General features: G+C 72.5%; 11 protein-coding genes. 10 read left to right on the top strand and 1 reads right to left on the bottom strand.

The features are described 5' to 3' along the window. Positions 1–10: 10 nt before the first annotated feature. On the bottom strand, positions 11–649 hold the full coding sequence (locus tag AC07AW_RS18290; RefSeq protein ID WP_478816502.1) for a CBS domain-containing protein: 639 nt from the start codon (positions 647–649) through the stop codon (positions 11–13). 425 nt (positions 650–1,074) lie between these two features. Here AC07AW_RS18290 and AC07AW_RS18285 point away from each other — a divergent pair, with 425 nt between their 5' ends. The 10 genes from AC07AW_RS18285 (at position 1,075) to AC07AW_RS18240 (ending at position 13,296) form a co-directional block, all read left to right on the top strand. Further along, positions 1,075–2,565 carry a globin domain-containing protein gene (locus AC07AW_RS18285; RefSeq protein WP_478816501.1) on the top strand — a complete coding sequence of 497 codons (1,491 nt, stop codon included), beginning with the start codon at positions 1,075–1,077 and terminating at the stop codon, positions 2,563–2,565. 74 nt (positions 2,566–2,639) lie between these two features. Then, entirely contained in the window at positions 2,640–3,377 is a 738-nt protein-coding gene (locus AC07AW_RS18280) for a pyridoxamine 5'-phosphate oxidase family protein (protein ID WP_478816893.1), read from the top strand. A 57-nt stretch (positions 3,378–3,434) separates the two neighbouring features. After that, complete coding sequence (locus AC07AW_RS18275) at positions 3,435–3,641, top strand: NaeI family type II restriction endonuclease (RefSeq protein ID WP_478816500.1); 207 nt, start codon at positions 3,435–3,437, stop codon at positions 3,639–3,641. Between the two features lie 127 nt (positions 3,642–3,768). After that, on the top strand, positions 3,769–4,209 hold the full coding sequence (locus tag AC07AW_RS18270) for an Lrp/AsnC family transcriptional regulator (protein ID WP_478816892.1): 441 nt from the start codon (positions 3,769–3,771) through the stop codon (positions 4,207–4,209). Positions 4,210–4,272: 63 nt separating this feature from the next. Further along, entirely contained in the window at positions 4,273–7,221 is a 2,949-nt protein-coding gene (locus AC07AW_RS18265) for an aminotransferase (protein ID WP_478816499.1), read from the top strand. A 139-nt stretch (positions 7,222–7,360) separates the two neighbouring features. Continuing rightward, positions 7,361–8,170, top strand: a complete 810-nt coding sequence (locus AC07AW_RS18260) for a hypothetical protein (RefSeq protein ID WP_478816498.1) — start codon at positions 7,361–7,363, stop codon at positions 8,168–8,170. Positions 8,171–8,209: 39 nt separating this feature from the next. After that, complete coding sequence (locus AC07AW_RS18255; protein ID WP_478816497.1) at positions 8,210–10,639, top strand: WD40/YVTN/BNR-like repeat-containing protein; 2,430 nt, start codon at positions 8,210–8,212, stop codon at positions 10,637–10,639. A gap of 48 nt (positions 10,640–10,687) precedes the next feature. Next, on the top strand, positions 10,688–10,927 hold the full coding sequence (locus AC07AW_RS18250) for an ABC transporter permease (RefSeq protein WP_478816496.1): 240 nt from the start codon (positions 10,688–10,690) through the stop codon (positions 10,925–10,927). A gap of 123 nt (positions 10,928–11,050) precedes the next feature. Further along, positions 11,051–11,500 (top strand): hypothetical protein, encoded by a 450-nt coding sequence (locus AC07AW_RS18245; protein WP_478816495.1) that lies wholly within the window; start codon positions 11,051–11,053, stop codon positions 11,498–11,500. 125 nt (positions 11,501–11,625) lie between these two features. Beyond that, positions 11,626–13,296 (top strand): NB-ARC domain-containing protein, encoded by a 1,671-nt coding sequence (locus AC07AW_RS18240; protein WP_478816494.1) that lies wholly within the window; start codon positions 11,626–11,628, stop codon positions 13,294–13,296. Position 13,297: the final 1 nt, after the last annotated feature.

Below are 13,297 nucleotides of genomic sequence, written 5' to 3'. Positions count from 1 at the left end.
GGATTGTCCGTCATGCGGCGTCTTCATGGGCGCCGAGACGCATCCGAACGTCGACGACACCCTCGACCGCCCGCACGGCGCGGGCCAGCAGCGGCACCAGCGAACGGTCGGCGAGCGCACCGCGAAGCGTGGCCACGCCCTCCCGTACGGAGACCTCCAGCTCTGCCGGGACAGCCGACTCGTCGAGGACGGAACGGCGGATCTCCTCCTCGATCTCGCCATCCGTACGGAGGAACACCTTGAGCAGGTCGCTCCGGCTGACGACCCCCTCCAGCATCCCGAGGCCGTTGACCACGGGCAGGCGCTTCACCCTGCGCTTGGCCATGATCCGCGCCGCCTCGGCGAGGGTGGCGTCCGGGTGGACGGTCACGGCCGGGCTCGACATCAGTTCCCCGGCCCGCAGGGCTCCGGCCTTGGCCGCCTCGTCGCGTTCGTCGGGGCGCGGCTCATCGAGCCGGAACTCCTCCTTCGGCAGAAGATCCGCCTCCGACACGACTCCGACGACACGTCCCTCCCCTTCGAGGACGGGGAGGGCGCTCACCTTCCACTCGTCCATGAGCGCGACGATCTCCTTGTAGCGCGCGTCACGGCCGACCGCGATGGCGGTGTGGGTCATGACGTCACTGACCGTGTAGTGCGAAGCAGGCATGTCGTGCTCCCTGACGCTCGTCGGAGCCACCTCATCAGTGTCCGCATCCAGTCTCCGCTTCACCTCATGGGTGCGGGGAGGGCCGGACGGCCCCCTTCCGGTCCCTCTCCGTCGCGCCGCCGGCCCGCGCCCGCCATCACAGGGGGCGGCATGCGTGAAGGCCCGCCCCGTAAATGTGGAGGAGCTCGGGGAAGTACGTGAGTCTTCCGTCGGCGAATCGCGCGCGGGAGCGGGTGGGAGGGTCTGCCGCATCGGGCCGACTCGCCAGTAACCACGGTCTGACCAGCAGAAACGTAGATTTGTCAGGCTGGGTGCTGGGTCTGTGGTGTGTTCGAACGACAGGGGTATGGTCTGCCGCGTTCGCCTGACCGGGTGAATGAGGAGGGCGAAAGACCGACCGCAGACGTTCGAGGCGAGGCAGACCGATGGAAGTTCCGGCCACCGCTTCGGCCGCCGGCGACCGGGCCGACGGGGGCGTGGACGACGGAGGTTGGTTCACGCGAAGCCCGGGCGGGGCGACCTCGACACCCGCACCCCCGAACGGCCACGCGCCCGGCCCCCGCTCCGTACCGACGTACGGCCCCGAGCCCGGATCCCGCTCCGTACCCCCGAACGGCCACGCGGCCGGCCCCCGCTCCGTACCCCCGAACGGCCACGAGCCCGGCCCCCGCTCCGTACCCCCGAACGGCCACGCGGCCGGCCCCCGCTCCGTACCCCCGAACGGTCACGAGACCGCGTCCCGCTCCGTGCCGCCGCAGCGGGTCCACCGGGAGTCGGCCGGCGTGGACGCGGACACCTCCGACGCTGCGCTGCTGCGCCGGACGATGGCCGAGATCGAGCCGATCGCCGACACCGTCACCTCGTACTTCTACGCGCTTCTCTTCCTCCGCCACCCCGCCCTGCGGGCGCTCTTCCCCGCGGCGATGGACACCCAGCGCGACCGGCTCTTCACCGCGCTCCTCACCGCCGCCACCCACGCGGACGACCCCGTCACCCTGACCGCGTACCTGACGCAGCTCGGCCGGGGCCACCGCAAGTACGGGACCCGGCCCGAGCACTATCCGGCCGTCGGCGAGGCTCTGATCGGTGCCCTGGCCCGTTACGCGCCGTCGACCTGGGGGCCCAGGACCGAAGCCGCGTGGGTCGGGGCCTACACGACCATCTCCCAGATCATGATCGACGCGGCGACCGCGGACGAGCTGCGCGCGCCCGCCTGGTGGCAGGCGGAGGTGGTCGCCCACGAGATGCGTACGAAGGACGTCGCGGTCGTCACGGTCCGGCCCGACCAGCCGTACCCCTTCCTCGCCGGGCAGTACACCGCCCTGGAGACCCCCTGGTGGCCCCGCGTGTGGCGGCACTACTCCTTCGCCTCGGCCCCGCGCTCCGACGGTCTGCTCTCCTTCCACGTCAAGGCCGTGCCGGCGGGCTGGGTCTCCAACGCCCTCGTCCACCGCGCCCGTCCCGGAGACGTCCTCCGACTCGGTGCCCCCACCGGCTCCATGACGGTCGACCACACCACCGACAGCGGGCTGCTCTGCCTCGGCGGCGGTACCGGGATCGCGCCCATCAAGGCCCTGGTGGAGGACGTGGTGCAGCACGGCCGGCACCGCTCCGTGGACGTGTTCTACGGCGCCCGTCGCAACGACGACCTGTACGACTTCGACACGATGCTGCGGCTGCAGCAGTCGCACTCCTGGCTCTCGGTCCGGCCGGTCGTCGACGACGGGCCCGTCGGCCTGTCGGGCGGACTCCCGGAGGCGGTGCGCGAGTACGGCTCGTGGCAGACCCACGACGTGTACCTGTCCGGCCCGCCCGGCATGATCCGACGCGGCGTCGACACCCTGCTCGGCATGGGTGTCCCTCCGCGTCGCATACGGCACGACTCCATCGAGGGACTGGTCGGGGCGACGACGTGAGCACTTTCGAACAGACGGCGCCCCTGCGGACCACCCGCCCGGGCAGCGACGGTGAACACCAGGTCCAGCAGCGCATGGGCACCGTGGAGCGTGCCGACCGCTTCTACGCCGAGCAGGTCCTCGACCGACTCAACCCACGGATGCGGGAGTTCGCGGCCCGGCAGGAGATGTTCTTCCTCGCCACCGCCGACCGGCACGGCGAGTGCGACAACACCTTCCGTGCCGGCCCGCCCGGTTTCCTGCACGTCCTGGACGACGTGACGCTCGCCTACCCCGAGTACCGGGGCAACGGCATCCACGCCAGCCTGGGCAACATCGAGGAGAATCCGCACGTCGGCGTCCTCATGGTGGACTTCCTGCGCGACCGCATCGGACTCCACGTCAACGGCCGGGCCGCGATCGCCTCCGACGAGGACATGCGCCGTGCCCACAGCACGCTCGCGGTGGACCCGGTGCCCGGCCGGCGGGTCCTCGTATGGGTGGTGATCACGGTCGAGGAGGCGTACATCCACTGCGCCAAGCACATCCCGCACCTGCAGAGGGTCCCCGCGGGCGGCTCCGGCCGCTCCTGGGGTACGGACGACGTGAAGCGCAAGGGCGGCGACTTCTTCGGAGCGGCCGCCGACGCACCGGCACGGGGCCCCTTCCTGCCGCCGCCCCGCGCGAACGCGGCGACCTGGCGGGCCGAAGCGGAACGGGCCCTGGCGAGGGCGACGCGGCGAGACCCCGACGCGGGCACGCACGGTGCGGGGGCGCGCGGTGCCGGGGCGCAGCCCTTCAGCGGCTGGTTCCGCAGAAGCACCTCGGCCTGACGGAAGGCCTCGGGCGGCGCTCCTGTTCCCCGCCCCCAGCCGCCAGGTCGAAAGGGCGTGCTCGTCCTGGGCCATCAGCCCGTACATGCCGAGCTGGCCCGGGACCTGGGGCTGCCGGTGCCCGAGCAGGGCACCTGGGTCAGTGCGCGGCTGGTCCCCGCCGAGGACGGGAGCAGGGCCCGGACGATCCTCCTGGGCGGGACGCCGTGGCGGCTGGCCCACGAGGACGACGCCCCGCATCCCGTGCCGGCGACGGCGACCTGAGTGCTGGCGACGGCGACCTGATGGCGCTCGATTCCGTCGTCGTGACGCTCGAATCGATCGTCGAGGGCTGTTCCCGGGAGTGAAATGGTTGTACCGTCGATCCATGGGCGAGTTTGAGCGAGCAGCCATGGACGACATCGACCGGGCCATCCTTCAGGAGCTCCAGACCGACGGGCGTATCCCCTACGCCGAGCTGGGGCCCAAGGTGGGCCTGTCGCCGTCGGCGGCCCGGCAGCGGTTGCAGCGGCTGATCGACGGCAAGGTGGTCCAGGTCGTGGGGGTCACCGACCCGGTGGCCATGGGCCGGCAGGCGATGGCACTCCTCGGGGTCCGCGTCGACGGCGATCCGCGGGCGGTGGCCGACGAGCTCTCGCGCCACCAGGAGGTCGTCTACACCGTGCTCACCTCCGGCACCTTCGACATGTTCGTCGAGGTCGTCTGCCGTCGCCCGTCCGAGCTCCTCGACTTCGTCAACGACGTGGTGCGTCCCGTCGAGGGCGTCACGGCCGTCGAGAGCTTCCCCTACTTCGGGATCCACACCCACCGGTTCCTCTGGGACGTCGGCTGACGGACCCCGTCGCCCCGCACGTCGCCCGGCCGCCGCACCCACCCGACAAGGACCAGATCAGCCATGCCCTCCCACCAGTCATCCGGCGTCGACTTCTTCGCCCGCGAGGCACTGCCGGCCCCACGGGTGACCGAGGGCGACGCCCGGCGCATCGCCGCCGAGGCCTTCGGGCTGGACGTGCGCGCCGAGTCGCTGGGCAGCCAGCAGGACACCAACTTCCTCCTCCGCGGATCCGGAGCGGCGCCCGTCGCCGTGCTCAAGGTCGCCAATCCGGCGTTCAGTACGACCGAGATCGAGGCCCAGGACCTCGCCGCCGACCTCATCGCCGACGCGAACCCCGCCCTGCGCGTGGCCACCGTCCTGCGTGACCACGGCGGCGCGCGGCAGGTCGCCACGGTCGACACCGCCGACGGACCCCTCACCGCGCGACTGCTGCGCTACCTGCCCGGCGGGGCCCTCTCCGGACCCCGCCACCTCTCGCCCCGTACGGTCTCGGCCATGGGAGCCGTGGCCGGCCGCGTGAGCACCACGCTCCGCGACTTCCGGCACCCCGGACTCGACCGCGTCCTCCAGTGGGACATCCGGCACGCGGACCGGGTCGTGGACCTGCTGCTCCGTCACGTGCCGGAACCCGGACACCGCGCCGCCGTCGAGGCCGCCATGGCCGAAGCCTGGGCCGCCGTACACGAGGTCGGCGACGGACTGCCCCGCCAGGCCGTCCACCTGGACCTCACCGACGACAATCTCGTCCGCTCGCCCGACAGCCCGCTTCCCCTCCCCGACGGGATCATCGACTTCGGTGACCTGACGCACAGTTGGGCCGTCAACGAGCTCGCGGTGACCCTGTCGTCCGTACTCCACCACGGCGGCGCCGAACCCCACCACATCCTCCCCGCCGTCCGGGCCTTCCACGCCCTCCGCCCCCTGTCCGCCGAGGAAGCGGCGGCGCTCTGGCCGCTCACCGTGCTGCGCGCCGCCACCCTCGTCGTCAGCGGCCGCCAGCAGGCCGCCGTCGACCGGGACAACGCCTATGTGAACGCCGCCCTCGACCGGGAATGGCGGATCTTCGAGCAGGCCACCGCGGTGCCCTCCGCCGTGATGACCGGCCTGATCGGCGACGCGCTCGGACTGCCCCGCCGGCCCGCCCCCTCCCTTCCCGTCGTCCGGCCGCTCGTGGCGGACCTCGCCGGATCCGGCACGACGCCGCTCGACCTCTCCGCCGAGTCCGACACCATGGACCACGGCGGCTGGCTGGACCCCGGCACCGAGGACAGCCTCGCGGCCGAGCTGCTCGACCGGGGCGCCGACGCCGTCACCACCGCGTACGGCCGGCCGCGCCTGAGTGCCTCCGCCGTCCTGTCCGCCACCTCACCCGCGACCGTGCCCACGGGCATCGACCTCTGGCTCGGCAAGCCCTCGGAGCTCCACGCCCCGTACGACGGCGAGCTCGTGCACGCGTCGCCCGGCCGGGCCGCCCTCGCGTGCGGTTCCCAGCTCCTCGACCTGTCATGGAACGGCGCCGACGCCCCGTACCCGCCCGCCGGTACCGCGCTGCGCGCCGGCGACCGGCTGGCCGCGCTGCCCTCCGGCACCCGCCTGCACGTGACCCTCCGGCACCGGTACGGTCCCGAGGTCCCCGCCCTGGTCCGGCCCGAGTACGCCGCGGGCTGGCTGGCGCTCACCGCCGACCCCGCGGCCCTCATCGGCGCGCCGGTGGTCGACACCCCGTCGCACGGTGACCTGCTCGCCCGGCGCGACGCCTCCTTCGCCACCGTGCAGGGGCACTACTACGGCAACCCGCCCAGGATCGAACGCGGTTGGCGCCACCACATGCTGTCCACCGACGGCCGCGCCTACCTCGACATGGTCAACAACGTGACCCCGCTGGGCCATGCTCACCCGCGCGTCGAGCAGGCCGTGGCACGGCAGTTGCGCCGCCTGAACACCAACTCCCGCTTCCACTACGCGGCGGTCGTGGAGTTCTCCGAACGGCTCGCGGCCCTGCTGCCCGAGCCGCTCGACACGGTGTTCCTCGTCAACTCGGGCTCCGAGGCGGTCGACCTGGCCATCCGCCTGGCCATCGGAGCCACCGGCCGCCACGACGTCGTCGCCCTGCGCGAGGCGTACCACGGCTGGACGTACGCCTCGGACGCCGTGTCCACCTCGATCGCCGACAACCCCAACGCCCTGGCCAGCCGCCCGGATTGGGTCCACACCGTGGACTCGCCCAACCCCTACCGGGGAACCCACCGCGGCGAGGAGGCGACGGCCTACGCGACCGAGGCCGTCCGTGCCGTCGAGGACCTCGCGGCGGCGGGACGGGCACCGGGCGCGTTCATCAGCGAGTCCTTCTACGGCAACGCCGGCGCCGTCGCGCTGCCCGACCGCTATCTCGCCCAGGTCTACGAGGCGGTGCGGCGCCACGGCGGACTGACCATCGCGGACGAGATCCAGGTGGGATACGGCCGCCTCGGCTCCTGGTTCTGGGGGTTCGAGCAGCAGGGCGTGACACCCGACATCGTCACCGTGGCCAAGGCGATGGGCAACGGCCATCCGCTCGGAGCCGTGATCACCTCACGGGCCGTGGCCGAGCGGTACCGCGACCAGGGCTACTTCTTCTCCTCCACCGGCGGCAGCCCGGTGTCCAGCACCGCCGGACTCACCGTCCTCGACACGCTCCGGGACGAGGACCTCCAGGGCAACGCGGTACGCGTCGGAGGACACCTCAAGGCCCGCCTCGGCGAGCTCATGGACCGCCACGCCGTCCTCGGCGCCGTGCACGGAGCCGGTCTCTACCTCGGCGTCGAGCTCGTCCGCGACCGCATCACCCTCGAACCCGCCCCCGAGGAGACCGCGGAGCTCTGCGACCGCATGCTGGACCTGGGCGTCATCGTCCAGCCGACCGGGGACCACCTGAACGTCCTCAAGATCAAACCGCCGCTGTGCATCGACCGCGCGGCCGCCGACTTCTTCGTCGACACCCTCGACCGGGCCCTCACCGAACTCCGGTGACCTCCCGGTTGCCGCCCACCTGGCAGCCGGAGAAAATAGTGAATGAGCTCCGCCTCGCGACCGGGGCGTGTCTGCAGCAACTGTCCCACCACGCCCGGAGTCGGTGATCGGGGGCCGGATGCCCAGAATCCCACGCGGCGTGGCCGACGCGTCCGCCGGACGGGCCGTCGTACACGACCGCCAGGGCACACTCATCGCGCTGGACCTGGGAACCGGCGCGGTGTTGTGGCGTCATGGACGCGAGTTGCGTCCCTGCGCGATCGTGGGCGGGAACGTGGTGGCGCTGCGCCTGGGTTCCTCGCCCGCGGGTTCCTCGCCCGTTCTCGATCCCGTTCTCGACGTCGAACTCTTCGACGTGGGTGCGGGAACGGCACGGTGGACGTCGCCGACCCTCGCGCTGCCGCCGTGGGCTCACCCGACCCTGCAGGACTCGCCCGAGTTCACCGTGACCACGGGCGGGGACCAGGATCCGCTGGTGATCCGGTGGACCGCCCGGGCTCTGTACCGGGGCGGCGCGCCACCGGGTCCGAAAGTGGCGGGGAGTCAGCCCCGCGAGGCGCACGGCGCCCTGCGCGTCGGCGTGGCGACTCCGTCGGTGGAGCCGCTGACCTGGGCGGCGACCGGGGCGGACGCGGAGGCCGGCAGAGGCGCAGGCACCGGGGCGGACGTGGAGGCCGACAGAGAGGCCGGCACGGACGCGGAGGCCGCCGGAGAGGCCGGCCCCGAGGCGGACGCGGAGGTCCCGGAGCCGCCGCACCCGCCCCTCGCCGCCGACGTCCTCGACCACGGGCAGGTCGGCGGGCTCCGGGTGGAACTCACCGTGCGCCCCGGCTCCCGCGGCGAGGACGCCGTCGTCCTGCGGGCGGTGGACGCGCGCACCGCCACGGCCGTCTGGGAGGTGGTGCTCGACGAGACGGCGGAGAGCCGTCCCCGCAGACTCCGCCCGTGACCACGCCGAACGGAAACGTCTCGCACCCAGAGGTGCATCATGACCATCTCGGACGAACAGCTCGCCCAGGCCAAGGACATCACCGTCGAGCAGGTGCGACTGCTGCGCAGGAGCCGGGGTGCCACGAACGAGACACTGGACGGCCTCCCCGTCACGGCGGTGCGCCGGGCACTGCGCCGCCTCGACTACCCCGACCTGCCCCACGCACGGCTGCTGTTCCGGTACGCACAGGAGAGCGGCGACGACGGGACGGTGCCGGCGCACGCCCAGGGGACGGCACGCGCCCGGATGCGCTCGCTGGTACGCAGCACACCCCCGGCTCCCCAGACGGCCGGCGTCCCGACCGGCCGTCACCGCGGCGCGCGTGCGGCCCGGCCGGCGCCGACCGCGGGGATGACGCTCACGCGGTGGGAGTGGCTCGGCCCCGGAAACATCGGCGGGCGGACCCGCGCCCTCGTGATCGACCCGGGCCACCCGAACAGGATGTGGGCCGCGAGCGCCGGCGGCGGCGTGTGGATCACCCGCAACGGCGGAGCGAAGTGGGCGCCCGTGGACGACTTCCTCGGCAACCTCGCGTGCGCGTGCATGGCGATGGACCCCTCGGACCCGTCGACGATCTACGTGGGCACCGGCGAGGGCTTCTCGAACGTCGACGCCCTCCGCGGCAACGGCATCTTCCGCACCGTCGACGCCACGACCTGGTCGCCCCTGCCGGCGACGCAGACCGAGGACTTCCGGGCCGTGACCCGGATCGCGGTCTCCTCGACGGGTGCCGTGGTCCTCGCGGCCACCGACACCGGACTGTTCCGCAGCTCCGACCCGGCACGGGCGACCTGGACGCGGGTCCTGGGCATCCCGCTCGGCCAGGTCGTGTTCGACCCGGGCGACGACGACAGGGCGGTCGCCGGCGCGCTCGACGCGGGGGAGGCCTGGTCCAGCGCCGACGGCGGGCTCACCTGGCAGGCCGCGACACACGGCCCGTGGTCGGGCCGGGTCGAACTCGCCTACGCGGTGAAGGACCCGAAGGTCGTGTACGCCTCGGTGCAGGCGCGGACCGGCCGCATCTGGCGGTCCACCGACGGCGGCAGGACCTACCGGATCAGGAAGACCGAGGCCCCGAGCGGGGAGGTGGCCGACTACCTGGCCGACCAGGGCTGGTACAGCAACACGATCTGGGCCGGGGACCCGACGGACGCGGACCTGCTCGTCACCGGCGGCGTCGATCTGTGGCGCAGTACGGACGGCGGCGACCACCTGGCCGAGATCAGCACCTGGTGGGAACCGGGTTCGGCGCACGCCGATCACCACGCCGTCGTCGCGCACCCCTCCTACGACGGGGTGCACAACAGGACCGTGTTCTTCGGCAACGACGGCGGGGTGTTCCAGGCGGCCGACCTCGCGGTGGTGGGGACGGAGCCGGAGGCGCCGTTCGTGGACGGCTGGACCGAGCTGGACAACAACTACGGCGTCACGCAGTTCTTCGGCGGCGCCGGCAACACCACCAGCGGGAAGATCATCGGCGGCGCGCAGGACAACGGCACGCTCGTCTTCGACCCCGCGACCGGGACCGAGGGATGGAGGGAGTTCCAGGGCGGTGACGGCGGCTGGTGCGCCTGCGACCCGACCGACCCCGACGTCCTCTACGGCGAGTACGTCTACCTCAACATCCACCGCAACGACGACGGCGGCGCCACCGAGGATCCGGACCGCTACATCAGCGGCCAGTTCTGGAACCCGGCGATCCCCGACTGGGACTGGAAGCCGGTGCCGTTCCTGATCCCCGACGCCAAGAACCAGAAGGCCCTCTTCATCGCGCCGTTCGTCATGGACCCGGGCAACCCGCAGCGGCTGCTCGCCGGCGGTCTCTCGCTGTGGCGGACGAACGACGCGAAGGCGCCGAACACACCGACCTCGGGTCCCAGATGGCAGTCGATCAAGCCCAGCGCGGGGTCGCCGATCAGCGCGCTCGCGGTGGCTCCGGCGGACTCCGACGTGGTGTGGGTGGGCCACCGCAACGGCATGCTCTTCCGCACCACCGACGGCACGGCCGCGGCGCCGGCCTGGGACCGCGTCGGAGTGATCGGCCCGGACCCGCTGCGGCCGCGGCGGTACTGCACGAGCATCACCGCCCATCCGACGGACGTGAAGACCGCGTACGTCGCCTTCGGCGGGTTCGAGCCCGGCAACCTGTGGGTGACGAAGGACGGCGGCGCCCGCTGGACCGACCTCTCTCCCACGCTCCCCGCCGCTCCGGTACGGGCGCTCGCCGTGCATCCGCGCCGACCGGCGTTCCTGTACTGCGGCTGCGAGGTCGGCCTGTTCGCGAGCGAGGACTCCGGGACGACCTGGTCACCGACGAACGAGGGCCCGACCAACTGCTCGGTCGACGATCTGTTCTGGATGGACGAGACCCTCGTCTGTGTGACCCACGGCCGGGGCATGTTCCGGATCGACCTGTCCTCGGTCTGACGGTCCGGCGATGGTTCTGACGGTCCGGCGATGGTGAAGGTGAGCACGATGACGCGCAACGTACGCCTGCGGGGCTGGATCGAGGCGATCGCGGCCTCCCTCAGCGGACTGTTGTTCCTCCTGACCGTGGTCTGGCCCGACTGGATCGAAAGGGTCTTCGAGGTCGACCCCGACCAGCACAGCGGAGCCCTGGAGTGGGTGATCGTCGGCGTCGCACTCTGCGCCACGATCATCTTCTCGCTGCTCGCACGCGCCGAGTACCAGAGGGCCCGCGCCCTGCAGAGCTGAGCCGCGTCGGCGCGCGGCGTCGCGCGGGTTGTGCCGAGTCGGCCCCGGCGAGCTGTTCGTGCGCTACGGTCCGGACATCGGATCGCTGAGCGGACACCGGGCGGGGGAATGCTGGAAGAGGTCGTGACGGCACTGGCCGAGACAGGCGGTGCCGCCGTGGTGCAGGCAGCCGGCACGGATGCGTGGGGCGGCTTCAGGAACGCGGTGGCCCGATGGTTCGGCCGGGGCCGGCCGGAGCGGGAACAGGCCGAGATCGAGCGTCTCGACCGCAGTGCCGCGGCGCTGGAGGCGGGCCACGAGGTCGACCGTGCGCGCGAGGAAGGACTGTGGCAGGCGCGCTTCGAAGCGCTCTTCGAGAGCGTGGACGGAGCGGATCGCGCCCAGGCGGCCACCGAGCTTCGCTCGCTGCTCGCGGCCCACGGGCCGGTGGGCCCCGTGGTGACGGCCGATCGGGCCGGGCTGTCCGTCGGCGGAGACGTGGATGTCCGGGCCGACCGTGGGTCGGTCGCCGCGCTCCGGATGGGAGACGTCGTCCTGGGGTCCCCTTCACAGCCGGGCCCGGACGAGGGCTGACGGTCCCCGGCACCTCCGTACGCCCGAACGACATCGCGGAGCAGGCTGTCCACGCGCAGAACGGCAGCATCGCCGCTCAGCACATCGGATTCCTCCAGCTGCAGAACCCGCCGAGCCGCCCCTCCGTGTCCTGGCCGCAGCAGGTCGGGGTGCTCCCTCCCGAGGCGGACTGCTTCAAGGAGCGCGACGCGATCCATGCCCTGGACCTGGCGTCTGCCGCTCGGGAAGGCCCAGAGGGCAGGGAGCGGTGCCACGTCCTCGTCGGCGGCGGTGGCGTGGGCAAGACGCAGGTGGCGGCCCGTCATGTCCGCCGGCTGTGGCACGAAGGAGACCTCGACCTGCTGGTCTGGGTGAACGCCGCCGGCCCCGAGGCGATCACCGAGGCCTACGCGCAGGCAGCCGTGAGCGTGCTCGGCACCGACCGTCAGGACTCGCGGCGGGCCGCCGAGGCCTTCCTCCGCTGGCTCGGCCAGGACCACGGCAAGCGCTGGCTGGTGGTACTGGACGATGTCACCCAGCCGGCGGACCTTCACGATCTCTGGCCACCGCAGGGCCCCGGCGGACGCACCCTGGTGACGACGCGCAACCGTGACGCCGCCTTTCTGGCACAAGGACGCGCCCGCATCGAGGTCGGTCTCTTCACGCCCGAGGAGTCCCACGACTACCTGGTCAGCAAGCTCGCCGTCCACCGACGGGCCGACAGCACCGAGGAGATCCTCGCGCTGGCGGAGGACTTCGGGCACCTCCCGCTCGCTCTCGCCCAAGCCGTGCCGTACATGGTCAACAAGCATCTGGACTGCGCGGCCTACCGTCAGCGCCTGGCCGACCGCAGACTCGTCCTGCACGACGTGCTCGCGGACATCAGCGGTCTTCCCGACGGCCAGCGGCACACGGTGGCCGCCGCCTGGTCCCTGTCCGTCGACCTGGCGGACCGGCTCAGCCCGCAAGGGGTCGCACGTCCCCTCCTCGAAGTCGCCGCGATGCTCGACCCCAACGGCATCCCCGCGATGATTCTCGACGGGTGGGCCGCCCTCGATTTCATCAACCGGGACCGCGAGGCGGAGATCGACCTCCAGGACGTCACCTGCGCGCTGTGGAACCTCCACCAGCTGAGCCTGGTCGACCACACGCCCCGAGTCCTGCACCGAACCGTGCGCGTTCACCAGCTCATTCAGCGGGCGGTCCGCGAACCGCTGGAGCCCGACCGGCAGCGACGGCTCGCCCGGACGGCGGCCGACGCCCTTGCCGACGGATGGCCCGACCATGAACGCGACGCGGACCTGGCCCAGGCGCTGCGGTCCAACACGGACGTCCTGAAGGACCATGCCGAACACGCCCTGCACTGGCCCGAGGTGCACACGGTGCTCTACCGCTCGGGCCACAGCCTCGGCGAGAACCGGCAGGTCGCGGCAGCCCGCGAGCACTTCGACCGTCTGGCCGCCGCGGCCCGGCGCCATCTGGGCGCCGAGCATCCCGACACACTCACGGCCGTTCTGGACCTCGCCGTGTGGAGTGGAAGGTGCGGCGACGCCAAGGCCGCCGCCGCCCTCCTGGCCGAGCTCCTCGGGCCCACCCTGCGCGTGATGGGCGAGAGCCATCCGCAGAGCCTCACCGTCTGGAGACACCTCATCGACTGGCGGGAAGCGTCCGGCGACCGTTCCGGGGCGGCGACCGCCGGCGTCCGCTTCCTCGATCACCTCAAGCGCGTACTCGGGGCCGATCACCCGCTGACCCGTGCTCAGCAGGCTTCCGTTCGGCGGCGAAACCACGACGGCGGGGTGCAGGACGGTTCGTGAG

The sequence above is a fragment of the Streptomyces sp. NPDC044003 genome (genome assembly GCF_056435185.1).
This window is presented reverse-complemented; position numbering and strand designations above follow the sequence as displayed.